Origin of the sequence: Streptomyces pactum, from assembly GCF_002005225.1 — a bacterium.
In the GTDB taxonomy this organism is placed as follows: domain Bacteria; phylum Actinomycetota; class Actinomycetes; order Streptomycetales; family Streptomycetaceae; genus Streptomyces; species Streptomyces pactum_A.
In genome coordinates this window covers 8,119,734-8,138,732 of record NZ_CP019724.1, presented here as the reverse complement: position 1 = coordinate 8,138,732, position 18,999 = coordinate 8,119,734, and the positions used below count along the sequence as shown (strand labels likewise).

The 18,999-nt window shown below is 70.5% G+C and carries 15 protein-coding genes and 3 pseudogenes; 12 read left to right on the top strand and 6 right to left on the bottom strand.

From position 1 onward, the window contains the following. Nucleotides 1-2: 2 nt before the first annotated feature. Together B1H29_RS35285 and B1H29_RS35280 are read left to right on the top strand one after the other, a co-directional pair. A pseudogene (locus tag B1H29_RS35285) lies at nt 3-227 on the top strand (hypothetical protein); the annotation flags it as partial. 144 nt (nt 228-371) lie between these two features. Further along, nucleotides 372-821 (top strand): DoxX family protein, encoded by a 450-nt coding sequence (locus B1H29_RS35280; protein WP_055420114.1) that lies wholly within the window; start codon nt 372-374, stop codon nt 819-821. A gap of 90 nt (nt 822-911) precedes the next feature. Here the strand turns inward: B1H29_RS35280 and B1H29_RS35275 are convergent, their stop codons facing one another. Next, on the bottom strand, nt 912-1,475 hold the full coding sequence (locus B1H29_RS35275) for a YciI family protein (RefSeq protein ID WP_055420862.1): 564 nt from the start codon (nt 1,473-1,475) through the stop codon (nt 912-914). Between the two features lie 221 nt (nt 1,476-1,696). Here B1H29_RS35275 and B1H29_RS35270 point away from each other — a divergent pair, with 221 nt between their 5' ends. Next, complete coding sequence (locus B1H29_RS35270) at nt 1,697-1,852, top strand: MerR family DNA-binding transcriptional regulator (protein ID WP_079160645.1); 156 nt, start codon at nt 1,697-1,699, stop codon at nt 1,850-1,852. Between the two features lie 289 nt (nt 1,853-2,141). Here the strand turns inward: B1H29_RS35270 and B1H29_RS35265 are convergent. Next, nucleotides 2,142-3,168: pseudogene (locus B1H29_RS35265) on the bottom strand (IS5 family transposase). Between the two features lie 104 nt (nt 3,169-3,272). Further along, entirely contained in the window at nt 3,273-4,307 is a 1,035-nt protein-coding gene (locus B1H29_RS35260) for a helix-turn-helix transcriptional regulator (RefSeq protein WP_159027877.1), read from the bottom strand. Nucleotides 4,308-4,403: 96 nt separating this feature from the next. Between B1H29_RS35260 and B1H29_RS35255 the strand changes: the two genes are divergently transcribed. Together B1H29_RS35255 and B1H29_RS35250 are read left to right on the top strand one after the other, a co-directional pair. Beyond that, a complete protein-coding gene (locus B1H29_RS35255) occupies nt 4,404-4,817 on the top strand; it encodes a hypothetical protein (protein ID WP_055420117.1) in 414 nt (137 codons plus the stop codon). Between the two features lie 42 nt (nt 4,818-4,859). Next, entirely contained in the window at nt 4,860-5,633 is a 774-nt protein-coding gene (locus tag B1H29_RS35250) for a glucose 1-dehydrogenase (protein ID WP_055420118.1), read from the top strand. A 181-nt stretch (nt 5,634-5,814) separates the two neighbouring features. On the opposite strand, the gene B1H29_RS35240 is transcribed toward B1H29_RS35250, so the two are convergent. Then, nucleotides 5,815-6,771, bottom strand: coding sequence for an IS481 family transposase (locus B1H29_RS35240; RefSeq protein ID WP_055420119.1), 957 nt, complete (start codon nt 6,769-6,771; stop codon nt 5,815-5,817). A gap of 428 nt (nt 6,772-7,199) precedes the next feature. Between B1H29_RS35240 and B1H29_RS35235 the strand changes: the two genes are divergently transcribed. The 7 genes and pseudogenes from B1H29_RS35235 to B1H29_RS35205 all read left to right on the top strand — a co-directional run bounded on the left by B1H29_RS35235 (nt 7,200) and on the right by B1H29_RS35205 (nt 16,413). Next, nucleotides 7,200-9,434, top strand: a complete 2,235-nt coding sequence (locus B1H29_RS35235) for an alpha-N-acetylglucosaminidase (protein WP_063787525.1) — start codon at nt 7,200-7,202, stop codon at nt 9,432-9,434. Between the two features lie 152 nt (nt 9,435-9,586). Further along, the gene (locus tag B1H29_RS35230) at nt 9,587-10,444 is read left to right on the top strand and encodes a glycerophosphodiester phosphodiesterase (RefSeq protein ID WP_244209058.1); all 858 of its coding nucleotides are present in this window, start codon (nt 9,587-9,589) and stop codon (nt 10,442-10,444) included. Between the two features lie 131 nt (nt 10,445-10,575). Further along, nucleotides 10,576-11,880: an ATP-grasp domain-containing protein gene (locus B1H29_RS35225; protein WP_055422397.1), complete on the top strand. Its 1,305-nt coding sequence runs from the start codon at nt 10,576-10,578 to the stop codon at nt 11,878-11,880. 12 nt (nt 11,881-11,892) lie between these two features. Continuing rightward, nucleotides 11,893-13,938 (top strand): CocE/NonD family hydrolase, encoded by a 2,046-nt coding sequence (locus tag B1H29_RS35220; protein ID WP_055422396.1) that lies wholly within the window; start codon nt 11,893-11,895, stop codon nt 13,936-13,938. A gap of 162 nt (nt 13,939-14,100) precedes the next feature. After that, nucleotides 14,101-14,607 carry a nucleotide triphosphate diphosphatase NUDT15 gene (locus B1H29_RS35215; protein WP_055422395.1) on the top strand — a complete coding sequence of 169 codons (507 nt, stop codon included), beginning with the start codon at nt 14,101-14,103 and terminating at the stop codon, nt 14,605-14,607. Between the two features lie 223 nt (nt 14,608-14,830). Beyond that, nucleotides 14,831-15,076, top strand: a pseudogene (locus B1H29_RS39685) (RNA polymerase subunit sigma-24); the annotation flags it as partial. 140 nt (nt 15,077-15,216) lie between these two features. After that, nucleotides 15,217-16,413 (top strand): glycoside hydrolase family 64 protein, encoded by a 1,197-nt coding sequence (locus B1H29_RS35205; RefSeq protein WP_055422394.1) that lies wholly within the window; start codon nt 15,217-15,219, stop codon nt 16,411-16,413. A 98-nt stretch (nt 16,414-16,511) separates the two neighbouring features. Here the strand turns inward: B1H29_RS35205 and B1H29_RS35200 are convergent, their stop codons facing one another. Both B1H29_RS35200 and B1H29_RS35195 read right to left on the bottom strand, forming a co-directional pair. Further along, nucleotides 16,512-17,951: a GH1 family beta-glucosidase gene (locus tag B1H29_RS35200; RefSeq protein WP_055422393.1), complete on the bottom strand. Its 1,440-nt coding sequence runs from the start codon at nt 17,949-17,951 to the stop codon at nt 16,512-16,514. A 120-nt stretch (nt 17,952-18,071) separates the two neighbouring features. Next, nucleotides 18,072-18,995: a carbohydrate ABC transporter permease gene (locus tag B1H29_RS35195; protein ID WP_055422392.1), complete on the bottom strand. Its 924-nt coding sequence runs from the start codon at nt 18,993-18,995 to the stop codon at nt 18,072-18,074. Between the last annotated feature and the right edge of the window lie 4 nt (nt 18,996-18,999).

Here is an 18,999-nt window from a genome sequence, read left to right as displayed (position 1 = left end):
CGGGACTCGTGATGCTCACCGACGACGACTGCGGCGTCACCGAGGAGTGAATGCGTGGCTGGAACGACGCCAGGCAGCGGCTGGGGTCCCGCGTCTTCGGCTTGGCCCTCGGCGCCCCACGGGTCGCCGAGGCCGACTCGGTCCTCGACGCCCTGTGTGACACCCTCCGCTCCGTCGAGGACCTCACCGACGTCCACGCCACCGCCGACCTCTTCCGTGTGATCTGACAGGCGGGCGCGGGCCCGCGGCGGGGGACGGGACTTTCCGCTGAGTCGAACGTCCCGCGCGCACGTAGGTAGTACGGGAGGACTCCCGCCCTCCCGGCCCACGTCGCCCGAGGCCGCACCGACCGATTCGAGGAGAGCGCACCGATGAGCACCGCACGCCTGAACGACCGGCTGACCAGACACCAGCCCCTGGTTCTCGGCCTGTTCCGCATCGTCCTGGGTCTGCTGTTCACCAGCGAGGGCGCCGCCACGGTCTTCGGGCTGCTGGACCGGCGGGCGAGCCCCGCGGGTGACTGGCCGTTCTGGTACGCCGGGGTGATCGAGCTGGTCGCCGGTTCCCTGGTGCTCGTCGGCGCGGTGCCGCGCGGCGCGGCGTTCCTCTGCTCGGGAATCATGGCCTTCGCCTACTTCACCGAGCATCAGCGGGACGGCCTCTTCCCCCTGCAGAACGGCGGCCTGTCACCGGCGCTGTTCTGCTGGGGATTCCTGCTGCTGGTCTTCTTCGGACCGGGCGCCCTGTCCCTGCCGGGGCTGATCCGTCGTGGCGGCACCGCCGCGGGCGCCGCACGGCCGGTGGCCGGCCGCGCCTCGTGACCGTACGGCACGTCCCTCGCCCGGTGCCGCCACGGGGCTCGGCATCACCGGCCGGCCACCGGTCGCCGCCGGACACGTCGCGGGATGTGTTCAGGACGACCGTCCGCCGAACTGCCAGTCGTGCACCTCGATGTCGGCGTACCGGTCGGCGGTGAGGACGGCGCGCGCCGTTTCCGGGTCCGGCGCCCGCATCAGCACCGCCGTGCCGAGCCAGGTGGCACCGTCGTCGGACAGCAGGGGGCCGTAGGCGATCAGCTCGTCCTGGTCGGGCGGCACCGCCAGGTCGGCGGCCCGCCCCGCGCCGAGGCCGAGCACCAGGTATCTGCTGCCACCGCTCCGGCCGCCGTGGAAATCCCACATGGTGCGCCCCAGGGTGTTGCGCCACCGGCGCAGCAGTACGTCGCGGTATACGCCCGCCTGGTATCCGGGCTCCCCGAAGGCGAAGTCACGGGCGGCCGCGGGGTCCGGGAGATCGAGGATGTGCACACTGCCCGTGGGCTCGGCCTCGTCGCCCGTGCCGTCGCCGGTGAGGGTCGGACCGCGGGCGATCATCTCCTCGGAGTAGCGGTCCATGTAGGACAAGTGGTCCTCCAGCAACTCATGGCGGAGCGTCAGCGATCCGGGCCTGTCGCGGTGGTAGCAGAAGAACTCCATGGCCTCAGTCTTCTGCACACGGAGAACCCGCTTCTCCGCGACCCCCATCTCCCCATCCCCACCCCCCGTTTCCCGTTTCCGCCTCTTTCCGTTGGCCCGTCCTCCCCGCTCTCCCCGCCTCCCCGCCTCCCCGCCGACGGATCGGTGCGCGCCGGGCCGGACGCCCACCTCACGTGGCGGTTGAGTCTCCCGTGGGGGGGGAGAGACGTGACGCTGAGTGCATGGACAGCGGCGCGCTCCACCCCATCGGCGAACTGTCCCGGCGGACCGACCTGACGGTGAAAGTTATCCGCTTCCACTCCGACCAGGGCATCGTCCCGCCGACCGGCCGGAGCGCCGCCGGCTACCGGCTCTACGGGAGGTCGAAGCCTGGGTGAAACTCGCCGAACTTCGCCAGAACTCGGACTTCCGCACCACGCTGCGGCGTATCGCCGAGGACCAGGCGGTGGAACCGGCCGCGCGGGACATCGACCGCCTGCACGACGACTCGGACCAAGTGATGCGTGAACGAATCGGCGAGGCCCTCTCGGTCGGCGGCCTCGCCGACCTCGCCGCAACCGCACCGTCCCTCACCGGCTCACCGGCCTGCCTCCACGGGCACGCGTTCGACCGTGTCGGCGGCGGTGATCTGCGCCGATGGCTCCTAGGGACCGTATTGAGTTCCGATCAATGGGTGGCTCGGGTGAGGTCCTTGAGCCAGATCATCGAGGCGCATAGGAGGCGCATAGGTGGAGGCCGGCGAGGTAGCTGTCGGGAGACTTGTCGTACCGGGTGGCGATACCACGCCAGGCCTTCATCTTGTTGATCAGCCGCTCGACGGTGTTCCTCTCCTTGTAGAGCTCGGCGTCGAAGTCGACGGGCCTACCGCCCTGGGAGCCCTTCTTCTTGCGGTTGGCCAGCTGGTCCTTCCTCTCCGGGATGACCGCACGGATGCGGCGTTTGCGCAGGTGGGCGCCGTTGGCACGGGCGGAATAGGCCTTGTCGCCCGCCACGGCGTCCGGCCGGGTGCGCGGACGGCCCACGGGCAGACGGACGCGCATCTGGTTCAGGACGGGGATGAACTGAGGGCTGTCGGCGGCCTGCCCGGCGGTCAGGAGCAGCACCAGCGGGCGGCACCTGCGGTCGCCGGCGAGGTGGATCTTGCTGGTCTGCCCGCCCCGGGAGCGGCCCAGCGAAGCGGCCTTCAGCCGCAGCCGGTGCCGGCGCCGGACGCGGCGCCGCTCCTGCCGTCCGGGGTCGGTGTCGATGTCCTGTCCGGTTCGTCCGTTGTTGTCGCCCCCTTTGACCTGGCTTTTTCTTCGGCCGCGGCCTTCTCCAGCGCGGTGAGGACGTCTGGGCTCAGGTGCGTGCCGACCGCGTCCTGGTGGGCGCGCACGGTGGTGGAGTCGATACTGACCAGGGACAGGTCCACCTCGTCCCGCCGGGCCGCCTCCGCGATCAGCCCCTCCAGCAGGGCCTGGAAGACGCCCGCGTCGCGCCACTGCCTAAAGCGAGCCTAAAGCGGTTGTGCACGGTGGGCCAGGCACCGAACTCAGCCGGCATCTCCCGCCACTGCCCACCGGTCCTGAACCGCCAGATCACCCCCTCGAACTGCTGCCGCAACCGCTCGGGATTGATACGGACCGAACCGGCCGATCGGCAGATAGGACTCGATGAACTCCCATTCAGCGTTGCTCAGTTGCACCTGCGTCATGACACCAGGTCTACCGGCTCACGCCGTGCCGCGAGGTCGAATCCCGCAGATTGATCACAACTGGATACGGTCCCTAACGAAAAACTCAGTAATCACTCGTCCGGTCACAGGCCCAGGACCGTCGCCACCAGTTCGCTGCGGCTGCGGACACCGGTCTTCGCGAACACACTCTTCAGATGGTCCTGCACGGTCGCCGCGGTGATGTGCAGTTCCACGGCGATGGTCCGCGACGGCAGACCGGCGACGACTCGCGCCAGCACGTCCCGCTCGCGCGGTGTAAGCCCGTACGCGAGCAGCAGTATCTCGGCCACGTCGGCGGCCGGCGCCGGATGTACCGTCACGGCGATGGCCGCCGGGTGCGGGCCACCACTCAGCGGCGAGGCCTGGACGGAGAGCCACCGGCCCGAGCGGCCGCGGATGCGTCCGTACGCCGGCAGCTCAGCGCCTCTTCCCCGTGCGGCCACCTCCAGGATCGCGGACGGCAGTTCCGCCTGCGACGGGCCCAGCTCGTCCCGCCAGAGTTTCGCGGCCAGGTTCTCCGAAAACAGTCGCAAGTCCTGGTCGAGCAGGAGCACTCCGGCCTCGGACGGGCCCGCAGCGGTGTCGTCGGGTGCCCGGTGGGCGGCCCGGCGCAGGGCCGCACCGACCGGGGCGGACAGCCGCCGCAGGACGCCGACGTCGGCCGGGGTGAAGTCGGGCCGCCGGCCGCCGCGGAAGAGGGCGACGACGCCCCAGCAGCGGCCGTCCACCACGAAGCCCGCCCGCAGCTCGTGCCGTGCGTCGATCATCGGCAGCACGGTCCGGTAGCGGTGGCTGGATTCCGGATCACCGCCGGTGGCCGCACCGAGCGTGCCCGCGGACACCTCGGAGCGGGCCAGCGCCGCGAACTTCAGGACGTCGTCCACCAGGTACTCGTTGTGCGCGGCGGCCGCGGCCGCCTCCGGTACGAGCCCGGCGCTGACTTGGTCGGCGGTCAGCAGCGTCATCGGGTCGATCGTGCTGAAGCAGTAGGAGTCGGCCGGGATGAGGCGTGTCAGCCGGTCGGCGATCCGGCGGCGCAGTATTCGGGAGTCGAGGTCGAGACGGCAGATCGCCTCGATGTCGCGCACGGTCTCGCGCCGGACCATCGGGGAACTCACCCTTGCCACGGTATCCCAGAAATGTGGGAGGGCCGCCCGACCTCCAGGCGCCTACCGTGGGTCCGAGAAACCCCAGGTCACCGGAGGTACACCGACATGTCCCCGTCCATGCTCAACGTCGGACTGGATCCAGCGCTGGTGGACGACGCGCCCTCGTCACGGGCGGCGTTCCCTGAAATCGACGCCGAGGCGGTCCGGGCCGGAATGGCCGCGGGCCGGGCTCGGCTCGAGGAGCTCGGCCTCAGTGTCGATGTCTGCCTGCTCGACTACGGCCGCACGGCCGAGGCGGTCTTTCGCGCCGCGTTGACCGCCAAGGACTACGACATCGTGCTGATCGGCGCCGGCGTCCGGCTGGACCCGGAGCTGACCCCGCTGTTGGAGGTGCTGGTCAACACCACCCACGAGCTGGCACCCGGCGCGAAGCTCTGCTTCAACGTCAGCCCGACGACGGCTGTCGAAGCCGTCCAGCGGTGGTGGCCCGAACACAAGCCGCTGGTCTGCGCTCCATAGCACTCAAGAGACGATTCGATGAACGGGAGGCGGTCTTCCGCCATGTCTGCAAGAGCACTCGAGGACAAGGTCGCACTGGTCACCGGCGGCAGCCGGGGCATCGGCCGGGCGATCGCGGAGCGGCTCGCCCAGGACGGCGCCGCCGTCGGCGTCACCTACGCCCGCGACGAGACGGCGGCGAGCGAGACCGTCGAAAACATCCGCAAGAACGGAGGACGGGCCTTCGCACTCCAGGCGGGGCTGGGCGAACGCGGCGACGCGGCCCGCCTCTGGGCCGCCTTCGACGCCGCGGGCACGGAGCACGTGCCCGACGGGAAGCTCGACATCATCGTCAACAACGTCGGCATCGGGGATTTCGCATCCCTGGAGTCGTTGACCGAGGACGCCTTCGACAAGGTCTTCGCCGTGAACGTGCGTGCACCGTTCTTCGTCACGCAGCAGGGACTGCCGCGCCTGCGCGACGGGGGCCGGATCATCAACATCTCCAGCTCCGTGGCCCGCCTGGCCACGCCGGGAATGATCGCCTACGGCGCCACCAAGGGAGCCCTGGACAACTTCAGTCTCGCCCTCGCCAAGGAGCTGGGCCCCCGGGGCATCACGGTCAACTCGGTGGCCCCCGGAACCGTACTCACCGATGCCAGCGCGGCCACCCTGCTGGGCGATCCGCATGCCGAGGCGGAAGCGGCGTCTCTTGCCGCCCTCGGCCGGATCGGGCGGCCGGAAGACATGGCCGACATCGTGGCCTTCCTCGCCTCCGACGACGCACGCTGGGTAACCGGCCAGGTCATCGACGCAACGGGAGGCATGGCCCTCTGACGTGCTAAGGAGAGGAACACCGTCGAGCGGCTGATCAACAAGATGAAGGCCTGGCGTGGCATCGCCACCCGGTACGACAAGTCTCCCGACAGCTACCTCGCCGGCCTCCACCTACGCGCCTCGATGATCTGGCTCAAGGACCTCACCCGAGCCACCCATTGATCGGAACTCAATACGGTCCCTAGCTGTATTGACCTGAAGCGTTGTTCACGCGGCTGATGGGTGGGTGGCCGCCGAGTGCGGTGTGGCAACGGTGGTGGTTGTAGGTGTGCAGGAAGTCTGCCAGGGCGGCGGTGCGTTCAGCGTTGCTGGTGTAGGGCCGCAGGTAGGCCCATTCGTCGAGCAGGGTGCGGTTGAAGCGTTCGACCTTGCCGTTGGTCTGCGGCCGGTAGATGCGCGTGAGCTTGCCGGACGCGCCGAGGTCGGCAAGCGCCTGCCGCCAGGCGAAGCTCTTGCGGTAGGGCCAGGCATTGTCTGTCAGGACGCGTTCGACGCGGAGGATGCCACAGGTGGCGAAGAAGGCTGCGGCCCGCTGCAGGAAGGCCGCGCAGGTGGCGGCCTTCTCGTCCGGGTGGACTTCGCTGTAGGCGAGGCGGCTGTGGTCGTCGACTGCGGAGTGGATGTAGTCGAAGCCGGTGGTGCGGCGGCGGTCGGGGCAGGCGGCACGGCCGTGGATGCGCCATCCGCCGCCGTCGGGGATGCGGCCGAGTTTCTTGACGTCGACGTGGACGAGCTCGCCGGGCCGGCTGCGTTCGTAGCGGCGGATGACCTGTCCGGTGGGGCGGTCCAGGAAGGCCAGACGGTTCAGGCCGTGTCGGGCCAGGACCCGGTGGACGGTGGAGGCGGGCAGGCCCAGGATCGGTCCGATGCGGGCCGGGCCCAGCTTGCGTTCTTGCCGCAGTCGGCAGACCCGGTCCTCCAGCGCGGCCGGGGTCCGGTGCGGCGTCCTGCGGGGCTGGCTGGAACGGTCGTGCAGGCCGGACTCGCCCTCTGCTCGCCAGCGCAGCAGCCATTTGTGAGCCGTGGGCCGTGAGACGCCCATCTCGGCCGCGACATGCGCTACCGGACGGCCGGAACGGACACGCTCGACCAGCAGCCGCCTGCCGTGAACGGTCAGCCGGGCATTACGGTGGGACATGAAGACCTCCGTGTGGTGCGTTCCTAGACAGCTTCACCACACCGGAGGTCTTCGCCGTGATCAAGCCCCGCCGGCGTTAACAAGGCTCGTGATCAATACACCTAGCCCGCCTGCGGACGAACCTCCGACCCGCACGCCGAGCGCTACTGGCAGCTCCTGACGACGGTCAACGGGGGCCGGCCTCCGCCACCCTCGTTCCCGTTCACACCTGGGTTCACCACGGTCCTCAGCGGTGGTTCCGCCTCCGCCGTGACGGCGCAGGCGACGGACGGAGCGACGTGAACGGAGCGACGTACATCGGCCCCCGTCGGCAGGCCGGGCGCTCGTGGCCGAAGAACGACGCACCCCCTGGGATGCCTTCTTGACTGGTGACCCGGCGCCCCCCATATTCACCAACACCCCGTCATTCACTGCCATAGAGGTGACCAGTGAGAAGCCTCAGAGCCTGGGCCGCCCTGTACGCGGCCACCGCCCTCGTCCTTCTCACCACGGCCCTGAGCCCCGTCTCCTCCGCGGTGGCCTCCCCGGCGGGCGAACCGGCCTTCGCCACCCGTCCCGCCCGGGCCGCGCTCGCCCGGCTGCTGCCGCGTCACGTCTCGCAGTTCACCCTCGTCGCGGCGGGTCGTCCGGCGTCCGGGGACTACTTCAGCGTCTCCGGCCGGGCCGGCCACATACGCGTTCAGGGCACCAGCCCCGCCGTGATCCTCAGCGGCGTCAACTGGTACCTCAAGTACACCGCCAAGGTGGACATCGGGTGGCCCGGGCAGAGCACCGCGAAGCTGCCCCGCACCCTGCCCACGCCCGCGGGCACCGTGCGCAAGCACGCTTCGGTCCCGCACCGCTTCGCGCTCAACGACACCGACGACGGCTACTCCGGTGCCTACCGCGACTGGGAGTCCTACGAGAAGCAGATCGACCTCCTCGCCCTGCACGGTGTGAACGAGGTCTTCGTCCAGATGGGTGCCGACGCCGTCTACTACGAGACGCTGCGGGAATTCGGCTACTCCGAGGACGAGCTCAGGTCCTGGATCCCCGGCCCGGCGCACCAGCCGTGGTGGCTGATGCAGAACATGTCCGGCTTCGGCGGCCCGGTCTCCGTGCGGCTGATCGAGGAGCGGGCGGAGCTCGGCCGCAAAATCGCCGACCGGCTGCGCCGACTCGGCATGACTCCGGTACTGCCCGGCTACTACGGCACCGTGCCTCCGGGTTTCACGGAGCGCAACCCCACCGGACCGGTCGTCCCGCAGGGTGACTGGGTCGGATTCGAGCGACCCGACTGGCTCGACCCGCGCAGCGAGGTGTTCGGCAGGGTCGCCGCCTCGTTCTACCGCCACCAGCGTGAGCTGTTCGGCGACTCCACCATGTACAAGATGGACCTGCTGCACGAGGGCGGGCGGCCGGGGAACGTGCCGGTCGGGGACGCGGCAAAGGCCGTGATGAACGCTCTGCAGACCGCGCGCCCCGGCGCCGTGTGGACCCTTATCGGCTGGCAGAACAATCCCTCGACGCAGATCATCGACGCCGTCGACAAGAGCAGGCTGCTCATCGTCGACGGACTGTCCGACCGCTACGACGGCCTCGACCGGGAAGCCACCTGGCACGGCGCCCCCTACGCGTTCGGTACGATCCCCAACTTCGGCGGTCACACCACTGTCGGTGCCAACACCGCCGTCTGGACCGAGCGCTTCGACCAGTGGCGCACCAAGCCCGGCAGCGCGCTGTCGGGCATCGCCTACCTGCCGGAAGGCTCCGGCGGCAACCCGGTCGCCTACGAGTTGTTCATCGAACTGGCCTGGCGCACGGGCCCGCTGGATCACCGGGCGTGGTTCGCCGCGTACGCGGAACGCCGCTACGGCGGTGCCGACCCGCACGCCGCCCGGGCATGGGAGCTGTTGCGCGGCGGCCCCTACAGCACGCCGTCCGGCACCTGGAGCGAGTCCCAGGACGGCCTCTTCACCGCCCGCCCCGCACTGACGGCCACCAAGGCGGCCAGTTGGAGTCCCGGTGCGATGCGCTACGACCCGAGCACGGTGCGCCGGGCACTGGCCGAGCTGCTGCGGGTCGCACCGGCACTGCGCACCACAGACGCCTACCGCTTCGACCTGGTCGACGTCGCCCGCCAGGCCCTGGCCAACCACAGCCGGACCCTGCTGCCGCAGATCAAGGCGGCCTACGACGCCAAGGACCTGCCCCGCTTTCGCGAGCGGGCCGCCGAGTGGAAGAGCGACCTGGCGCTGCTGGACCGGCTGCTCGCCACCGACACGCGGTTCCTCCTCGGCCCGTGGCTGGAGGACGCCAAGTCCTGGGGCCGTACGAAGGCGGAGAGGGCCGCTGCCGAGTTCGACGCCCGCTCGATCCTCACCACCTGGGGCCACCGCATGGGCAGCGACGCGGGAGGCCTGCGGGACTACGCGAACCGGGAGTGGTCCGGCCTGGTCTCCGACTTCTACGCGATGCGCTGGACGACGTACCTCGACTCCCTCGACACGGCGCTGGCCACCGGCCGGGCGCCCGTCGCCATCGACTGGTTCGCGCTCGAGAACGCCTGGAACCAGGAGAGCGACGGCTACCCCGTGCGAGCGTCGGGCGACCCGGTGGCACTGGCCACCGCGGTCCTGGACGCCCTGCCCACGCCTGCCCCGACCGGGCCGCCCGCCGGGTGAGGAGTCCGGCCCCGGCACGGTGGGCCTGCGGGGCCGGGCGGGCCCCGGACAGCGCCTGACGGGACGCCCACGGTCCTCGGGCAGCCGATTCACCGAACCACTCCGCCGGTTGATCGACCGACTCGAGAGGCTGGGATGCCGCAGTGAAACAGGTGGACAACAGACGCGTCGGTATCGTCGTGGCGGTGCTGAGCGGTCTGGCTCTGACGGCGGCGACGTCGACGGCCGCGCACGCCGACGACCACACCGACACCCGACCGGACGTCATCGCACACCGCGGCTCCTCCGGCATGGCACCCGAGAACACCGCGGCCGCCATCGACCTCGCCATCGACCAACACGCCGACTTCGTCGAGATCGACGTCCAACGCACCAAAGACGGCACACTCGTCAACTTCCACGACTGCACCATGGAACGCACCACCAACATCGAAGAGATCTACCCCGACCGCCCCCGCTACCGCGTCTCCGACTTCACCTGGACCGAACTACGCCGACTCGACGCCGGCTCCTGGTTCCACCCCGACCACACCGGCGAACGGCTCATCACCGTCGACCACGTCATCTCCCGCATCGACCACACCCGCACCGGACTCCTCGCCGAAATCAGCCCCTGCGGCCACTACACCGACATCGCCACCGACCTCGCCGAAAACCTCCGGAACAAACCCCGCTACCTCCGCCGCGCACTCGCCCGCGAACAACTCGCCGTCCAGTCCTTCCAGACCGACGACGCCCGCCAATTCCACACCCACCTCCCCCACATCCCCATCGGCCTCCTCGACGCCGACCGCCCCACCGACACCGAACTCACCGAACTCAGCACCTGGGCCGACCAGGTCAACCCCCAGCACACCGTCACCGACCAAGCCCTCGTCGACCGCATCCACCAACTCGGCATGGACACCAACGTCTGGACCGTCAACGAACCCGGCACCATGCGCGAGATGGCCGCCCTCGGCGTCGACGGCATCATCACCGACTACCCCCAGTCCCTCACCCAGCCCTGACACCGGCCAGGACCGTTCCGTCCCGTCTCCTCCCTCCTCGTCCCGAGATCGACTCCGCGCGTGACCCACGCCGGGGGTTGCCCCGGCCACTCAGGGGTACCCCGTCGATCTTGGAAGGAGAAAGGAGAGTCGTGTCTGACGAGAATGTCAAGAACGTCTTCGTGGTCGGTCTCGACGAGGCCAATCTTCCGACACTCAGGGCCGTGCCGGGCGCCGACTCGCTGCGCTTCCACGGTCTTCTGACGGTCGAGGAGCTCCAGGACGGGGAGGTCTCGCTGCCGTCGGTGATCGAGAAGGCGCAGCGGGTACTGGACGACTTCGACGGAAGCATCGACGCGATCGTCGGCTACTGGGACTTCCCGGTCAGCACGCTGGTGCCGATCCTGGGAGCACGCTACGGCACTCGTACCACGAGCCTGGAGTCGGTGGTCAAGTGCGAGCACAAGTACTGGAGCAGGCTCGAGCAGCAGAAGGTGACGGACCGGCACCCGCGCTTCGGCCGGGTCGACCTGGAGGCCGATCCACCGCGCCCTCCGGACGACGTACGGTTCCCGATGTGGCTCAAACCGGCGTTGTCCTACTCCTCGGAGCTCGCCTTCGGTGTCGATGACGAGGAGGAGTTCGGTGCCGCCGTCGCCGAGATACGCAAGGGCATCTCACGCATCGGCCGCCCGTTCGAGCACATCCTCGACCAGGTCGACCTGCCGCCGGACATGGACGGTGTCGGCGGCCGGGTGTGTCTGGCCGAGGAGTCGCTGTCGGGCGTCCAGGTCGCCGTGGAGGGCTACGTCCACAAGGGCGAAGTGACCGTCTACGGGACGCTGGACTCCATCGACTACCCCGGTTCACCGTGCTTCCTGCGCCACCAGTACCCGTCCATGCTGCCCCCGCAGGTCATCGACCGGCTGCACGCTGTCACCGAGCGGGTGATGCGCCGCATCGGCTTCGACTCCGCGACGTTCAGCGTCGAGTACTTCTACGATCCGGGAAGCCAGGACATCAGCCTGCTGGAGATCAACCCGCGCCACTCGCAGTCGCACGCCGAACTGTTCGAGTACGTGGACGGCGTGCCCAACCACCACTGCATGCTCGCCCTCGCCCTCGGTGAGGACCCGCGCATGCCGCACCGGCAGGGCCCGTACGCGATGGCGGCGAAGTGGTACTACCGGTGGTTCACGGACGGGGTCGTGCGCCACGTGCCGTCCCCCGAGGAGGTCGCCCGTATCGAGCGCGAGATCCCGGGCGTGCGGATCGAAGTCCTGCCCGAGCGGGGACAGCGGTTGTCCGACCTGTCCCAGCAGGACAGTTACAGCTACGAACTCGCACACATCTTCACCGGCGGCGACGACGAAGAGGACATGCGCAGGAAGTACGACCAGTGCGTCGCGGCCCTGGGCCTCACCTTCGACGAGCCCCCGGAAGAAACGCGAGGATAAGGAGCGCCGACCATGCGTCACGTGACCCATCTGCCCTGCACGACGAAGGAAGAGGAGCACGTAGTCATTCCCATGTCCGACGGCGTCCGCCTGTCGGCACGGGTCTGGCGCCCCGACTCTTCGGACCACGAGCCCGTGCCCGCGGTGCTGGAGTACATCCCCTACCGCAAGCGGGACCTCACCGCCGAACGGGACTCCGTCCACCACCCCTACATCGCCGGGCACGGTTACGCCTGTGTCCGCGTCGACCTGCGCGGCACCGGCGAGTCGGAGGGGGTGCTGCGGGACGAGTACCTGGAGGTGGAGCAGCGGGATGCCGAGGAGGTGCTGGCCTGGCTCGCCGAGCAGCCCTGGTGCGACGGCACCACGGGGATGATGGGCCTGTCCTGGGGGGCGTTCGCGGCGCTCCAGGTGGCGGCCAGGCGGCCGCCGAGCCTGAAGGCCGTCGTCATCGCGTCGTTCACCGACGACCGGCACGCGGACGACATGCACTACATGGGCGGAGCCATGCTCTCGGACAACCTGGCCGAGGCGGGCACCATGTTCGCCTACGCCACCTGTCCGCCCGATCCCGCCGTGGTCGGCGACCGCTGGCGCGACATGTGGCTCGAGCGCCTGGAGCACTCCCAGCCCTGGGTCCTGGAATGGCTGCGCCACCAGCGGCGGGACGACTACTGGCGGCACGCCTCGGTCGCCGAGAACTACCAGGACGTACAGTGCCCGGTCCTGGCGTCCAGCGGTTGGGCGGACGGCTACTCCAACGCCGTGACGCGGCTGCTCGCCCACCTGGACGTGCCCCGGAAGGGGCTCATCGGCCCCTGGTCGCACAAGTTCCCCCACCTCGGGGAGCCCGGTCCCGCCATCGGCTATCTCCAGGAGGTCGTGCGCTGGTGGGACCACTGGCTCAAGGGCGTCGACAACGGAGTCATGGACGGCCCGATGCTGCGGACGTGGATGCAGGACAGCGTGCCGCCGTCCACGTCGTACGAGGAACGGCCCGGGCGCTGGGTGGCGGAACCGTGCTGGCCCTCTCCTCACGTCCGTCCGACCACGCACGCGCTCACCCGGCACCGGATCGTCCCTCCCGGCGAGCCGCGGGAGAGGACGGCGGGGAGCGACGACGGCGACCCGCTGACCGTGCGGTCACCGCTGTCCGTCGGCCAGTTCGCGGGGAAGTGGGCCTCCTACAACGCGCCGCCCGACCTGCCCTACGACCAGCGTGAGGAGGACGGCGGCTCGCTCGTCTTCGAGACCGAACCGCTCACCGAGCGGCTGGAGATCCTCGGATCGCCGACCGTCGACCTCGACCTGTCGGCCGACGAGCCGGTCGCCATGGTGGCCGCGCGGCTGTCGGACGTCAGCCCCGACGGAGCCGCCACCCGGGTCACCTACGGCTTGCTCAACCTGACCCGCCGGGACAGTGCGGAGCGGCCCGAACCGCTGGAGCCCGGCCGTCGCTACCGCGCCACCGTCCAGCTCAACGGAGTGGCGCAGAGCTTTCCGCCCGGGCACCGTATCCGTCTCTCCCTGTCCACGTCGTACTGGCCGCTGGCCTGGCCACCGCCCGAACCGGCGACGCTCAGCGTCCACGGCGGTTCCAGCACGCTCACCCTTCCGGTCCGTCCCCCGGAGCAGGCCGACGACACGCAGGCCGCGCCGTTCGGCGAACCGGAGGGCACCCCGCCCATCGCCACGACCACGCTGACTCCTCCGGAGGAACGCTGGGACGTGAAACGCGACCTGGTCGGCTACCACGCCAAGCTGGACACCGTGAAGGACCGGGGCACGGTCCGCTTCGAGGCGATCGGCCTCGACGTCGGCCGCCGCGCCCACGAACGCTACGCCTCCGTCGCCGACGACTTCACCTCCGTCAGCGGTGAGTCCACCTGGACCATGACCTTCCGGCGCGACGACTGGGACGTACGCGTGGTCACCCACACGCGTCTCACCTGCGACGAGGACAGCTTCTTCGTCGACGCCACCCTGGACGGCTACGAGGGCGGCCGGCGAGTGTTCTCCCGCACCTGGAACGAGTCGGTGCCACGTGATCTGCTCTAGGCGGTCGACGCAGCGGGTGTGGCCTCGTCGTGCGTGAACTCCCGGCGGCGGGCGGCGGGTGACGGCGCGGAAGGGGCTTCGGCCGTGGCTGCGACCGTCTGAGGCCGGCCGGGCCCCGGCCCGCGTTGGCTTCCTCCGGCCTCTGCGGTGTGAAATGGGCGGGTGAACTCTCGCACGCCCGGCGCCGAGCGCCCCGAACGCGCCCGCCCCGCCTCCCACAGCCTCACCGGTGTCGGCCTCGCCGTCCTCGATCCCGCCGGACGGGTGCTGCTCGGCCTCGGCCATGACGGCCGCTGGGAACTTCCGGGTGGCAAAGTCGACGCCGGGGAGGATTTCGAGACGGCCGCCGCCCGTGAGCTCTCGGAGGAGACCGGGCTCTCGGTGCCCGCGGCGGACATCCGGGTACTGGCGGTTCTCGTCGACGGCCTCAACGGGCTGACCCGGGTGACGGCCGCGGCCGTCACCCGGGTCGCGACGGGCACGCCACGGGCCACCGAGCCGGACAAGATCGTGTGCTGGGAGTGGTTCACCCGCCAGGCGGTCCCCGTGCCGCTCTTCCCGCCGTCCGCCTCGGTCCTGGACTGTCTGTGGCCGGAAGCGGTACGGCGGGGATCCGCCGAGGTGCGTCACTACGGCGTCCTCGGCGACGCGTCCGCCCGGCACCCGTGAGCCGGCGTCCGGCCCCGACCGTCGTGAGCGGCCTCGGGAGCCGGGGCGGGTGCGCGGCGTCGCGGCAGATCTCGTACGTGACGGGACGGCGCCCATGAGCCAGTGCACCGACCCGGCAGCCCGGGGGCCGGCGGCCGGCGCACTCCGAGCCTCCGGACACCGCGGATCTCCCGGAAACCGGGCCGGGAAGTATTCGCCGGCGATGCCGAGAACCCGTGATCGGCGGCTCAACCGCGCGGTGGCCGTGGGAGGAGGCGAACGGGCCGCGCGCCGGCCTGGCGGCGCTCGCGGAGCTGGACGACTCGCTGCCCCGCCACACCGCGGCGGCGGCGTACTGCACGAGCGGGCCGGCGACCCGTCCACCGCGGCACGGCTCTGCGCCGAGGCGGCCCGCAAGGCGTCCAACCTCGCCGAAAGCGACCACCCGACGCGCCGGGCCGCACGGCTCAACTCCGAACCGAGCCGCTGACGGAGCGCGCACGCGCGGTCACCACCCGATTTCCCCGCTCCTGCCTTATTGACATGAACGCGTCCCGGCGCAACTCTGAGAGCGCTCTCAGAATCGGTACGGACCAATTCCCTCCCCCCACACCCGCACGGAGGTGGAGAGTGCTCTCAAGCCTCAAACACCGTCTGCTCGCCGTGGCCACGGCCGCGGGCCTGGCCGGCGCCCTGGTCACATTCGGCGCGTCACCCCCCGCGGACGCCGCCGTGCCCGCCACCATCCCACTGAAGATCACCAACAACTCCAGCCGCGGCGAACCGGTCCACATCTACAACCTGGGCACCTCGCTGACGACGGGTCAACAGGGCTGGGCCGACGCGAACGGCACCTTCCACGCCTGGCCCGCCGGTGGCAATCCCCCGACCCCCGCACCGGACGCGTCCATCCCCGGACCGGCCGCCGGACAGACCAAGACGATCCGCATCCCCAAGCTGTCGGGACGCATCTACTTCTCGTACGGCCCAAAGCTCGACTTCCGGCTGACCACGGGCGGCCTGGTGCAGCCGGCCGTGCAGAACCCGAGCGACCCCAACCGCGACATCCTGTTCAACTGGTCCGAGTACACGCTCAACGACTCCGGGCTGTGGCTGAACAGTACGCAGGTCGACATGTTCTCCGCGCCCTACACGGTCGGCGTGCAGCGCGCCGACGGCAGCGTGAGCAGCGCCGGGCGGCTCAAGGCGGGCGGCTACAAGGCGGTGTTCAGCGCGCTGCGGGCGCAGCCCGGCTGGGGCGGGCTGATCCAGACCCGGCCCGACGGCACCGTCCTGCGGGCGCTGTCGCCGCTGTACGGGCTGGAGACCGGGGCGCTGTCGGCTTCGGTCATGGACGGCTACATCAACCGGGTGTGGCAGAAGTACACGTCGGCCACCCTCACCGTCACCCCGTTCGCGGACCGGCCGGGTACCAAGTACTTCGGACGCGTCTCCGGCGGTGTCATGAACTTCACCGACGGCTCCGGTGCGGTCGTCACGAGTTTCCACAAGCCCGACGCCTCCAGCGTCTTCGGCTGCCACAAGCTCCTGGACGCCCCCAACGACCAGGTGCGCGGACCGATCTCGCGCACGCTGTGCGCCGGCTTCAACCGCTCGACGCTGCTGAGCAACCCCCACCAGCCCGACACCTCGGCGGCCGGCTTCTACCAGGACTCCGTGACCAACCACTACGCCCGGATCATCCACGACCGGATGGCCGACGGCAAGGCGTACGCCTTCGCCTTCGACGACGTCGGTCACCACGAGTCGCTGGTGCACGACGGCAACCCGGCGCAGGCACGGCTCACGCTCGACCCGCTGAACTGACCCGGTGACCGCGCCCGCCCCCGCCCCGCGTCGACGCGGGGCGGGGGCGGAACCACGGGTGCGGCGCCGCGCGGGGCGGCTGTGGCGCACCGGCCGGGTCAGGCGCCGGGCAGTACGCCGGTGCGGGCGACCTCGGAGTACCAGCGGGCGCTGGCCTTGGGGATGCGGGTGCCGGTCGGGTAGTCCACGTAGACGGCACCGAAGCGCCTGCCGTAGCCGTGGGCCCACTCGAAGTTGTCCAGCAACGACCACAGGAAGTAGCCGCGTACGTCCGCGCCGTCCACGATGGCCCGGTGCACGGCGGCCAGGTGGTCGCGTACGTAGGCGATGCGGGCGGGGTCGTTGACCTGTCCCTCGGGGTCGGCGTAGTCGTCGAACGCCGCCCCGTTCTCGGTGATGACCAGGGGCAGCCTCGGGAAGTCGGACGCCAGCCGGCTCAGCAGGTCGTACAGGCCGGTGGGGTCGACGGCCCAGCCCATGGCGGTGATGTCGCCGGGCGGCTGGTGGAAGGCGACCCGGTCGGCTCCCGGCCAGGGGCTGTGGGTGCTCCTGCCGTGTCCGTCGGAGGTGTGGGTGCCGCTGCCGTCGGCCTCGGAGACGAGGGTGGGCGTGTAGTAGTTGACGCCCAGGAAGTCCAAGGGCTGGTGGATCTGCCGCAGGTCGCCGTCCCGCACGAAGGACCAGTCGGTCAGCGCCGCGGTGTCCTTGAACAGGTCCTCGGGGTAGGCGCCTTGCAGCATCGGGCCGGTGAAGACCCGGTTGGCGAGCGCGTCGATCCGGCGGACCGCGTCGGCGTCGGCGTCGCTGCCGGTGAGCGGGCGGACGTGGTGGATGTTGAGGGTGACCGAGCACTGGGCGGCGGCGGGGAGGCGGTCGCGCAGCGCCTGGACGGCCAGGCCGTGGCCCAGGTTGAGGTGGTGGGCGGCGCGCAGCGCGGCGACCGGGTCGGTGCGGCCGGGGGCGTGCACGCCGGAGCCGTAGCCGAGGAAGGCGCTGCACCAGGGCTCGTTGAGCGTCGTCCAGGTCTTCACCCGGTCGCCGAGGGCGTCGGCGGCGAGGGCCGCGTACTCGGCGAACCGCTCGGCCGTGGCCCGCTCGGGCCAGCCCCCGGCGTCCTCCAGCTCCTGCGGCAGGTCCCAGTGGTAGAGGGTGGCGACGGGCTGGATGCCCTTGTCCAGCAGGTCGTCGACGAGGCGCCGGTAGAAGTCCAGGCCCTTCTGGACGGCGGGGCCGCGGCCGGTCGGCTGGACACGGGGCCAGGCGAGGGAGAAACGGTAGGCGTCCAGGCCGAGTTCGGCCATGAGCGCGACGTCCTCGCGCCAGCGGTGGTAGTGGTCGGTGGCGATGTCACCGGTGTCGCCGTTGCGGACCCGGCCGGGGGTACGGGCGTAGGTGTCCCAGATGGACGGCGTACGGCCGTCCTCCGCGGCGGCCCCCTCGATCTGGTACGAGGCGGTCGCGGAGCCCCAGAGGAAGCCCTTGGGGAAGGTACGGGCGGCGTCCGGGGCGGACGCGGTCTGCTGTGCTGCGGTGACCACGTAAGTCCTTTCGTGGAGGGGGTGTTCGCGAGCGCGCGGATGCCGGAAGGGTGCGCGCGTGCCGGCTGGGGAGGAGGTGGTGCTGCCCGGCGGCTCGGTGCCGGGCCGCCGTGTGGCGGGTCAGCCCTTCACGGCGCCCGCCATGATGCCGCTGACGATCTGCCGGCCGAAGACGATGAACATCAGCAGCAGCGGCAGCGTGCCGAGCAGCGCGCCCGCCATGATCAGCGACTGGTCGCGTACATAGCCGGCGCTGAGCTGGGTGAGCGCGACGGGGACCGTCGGGTTGGTCATGTCGAGCACCACGAAGGGCCAGAAGAAGTCGTTCCAGGCGTGCACGAAGGTGATCATGAACAGGACGGCCATCGCGGGCCGTGCGACGGGCAGCACGATGCTCCAGAAGATCCGCAGCGAGTGTGCCCCGTCCACGCGTCCGGCCTCGACGAGCTCGTCCGGCAGCGCCTCCGCCAGGTACTGCCGCATGAAGAAGACCCCGACCGCGCTCACCAGCGTGGGGAAGATGACGGCGGGCAACTGCTGTGACCAGCCCAGCTCGGACATCATCATGAACAGCGGGACGACGGCGAGCTGCGGCGGCACCATCATGGTGCCGATCACCAGCATGAGCAGGACGTTGCGCCCCTTGAACCGCAGCTTGGCGAAGGCGAATCCGGCGAGCGTCGCGAACATCACCGTGGACAGGGCGATCACCCCGGCCACGATGAGGCTGTTCATCATGGCCTTGCCCATCGCCGCCTCGTCCCAGGCCCGGGCGAGGTTGCTGAACAGGTTCGGGCCGGGCAGGAACGGCGGCGGGGTCTGGCTGACCCGGGTGTTGTCCGTGGAGGCGGCCACCATCGTCCAGTACAGCGGGAAGATCGACAGCACCGCCATGACGGCGAGCAGGACGTAGGCGAGCGGGCCGGCGTGGTGCTGTCGGCCGGCGCGCTGGCGCAGCAGCCGGCGGCCGCCGCGGCCGGCCGGCTTCTCGGCGGGGGTCCGGGCCGGGGCGTCCGTCCGGGCCGGGAGGCTTTGAGTGGTCATGGCG

What these genes read in the sequence shown, in the direction of transcription:
- B1H29_RS35280 (WP_055420114.1), top strand. Translation starts at nt 372, where the DNA reads ATGAGCACCGCACGCCTGAACGACCGGCTGACCAGACACCAGCCCCTG.
- B1H29_RS35275 (WP_055420862.1), bottom strand. Translation starts at nt 1,475, where the DNA reads ATGGAGTTCTTCTGCTACCACCGCGACAGGCCCGGATCGCTGACGCTC.
- B1H29_RS35270 (WP_079160645.1), top strand. Translation starts at nt 1,697, where the DNA reads ATGGACAGCGGCGCGCTCCACCCCATCGGCGAACTGTCCCGGCGGACC.
- B1H29_RS35255 (WP_055420117.1), top strand. Translation starts at nt 4,404, where the DNA reads ATGTCCCCGTCCATGCTCAACGTCGGACTGGATCCAGCGCTGGTGGAC.
- B1H29_RS35250 (WP_055420118.1), top strand. Translation starts at nt 4,860, where the DNA reads ATGTCTGCAAGAGCACTCGAGGACAAGGTCGCACTGGTCACCGGCGGC.
- B1H29_RS35240 (WP_055420119.1), bottom strand. Translation starts at nt 6,771, where the DNA reads ATGTCCCACCGTAATGCCCGGCTGACCGTTCACGGCAGGCGGCTGCTG.
- B1H29_RS35220 (WP_055422396.1), top strand. Translation starts at nt 11,893, where the DNA reads ATGCGTCACGTGACCCATCTGCCCTGCACGACGAAGGAAGAGGAGCAC.
- B1H29_RS35195 (WP_055422392.1), bottom strand. Translation starts at nt 18,995, where the DNA reads ATGACCACTCAAAGCCTCCCGGCCCGGACGGACGCCCCGGCCCGGACC.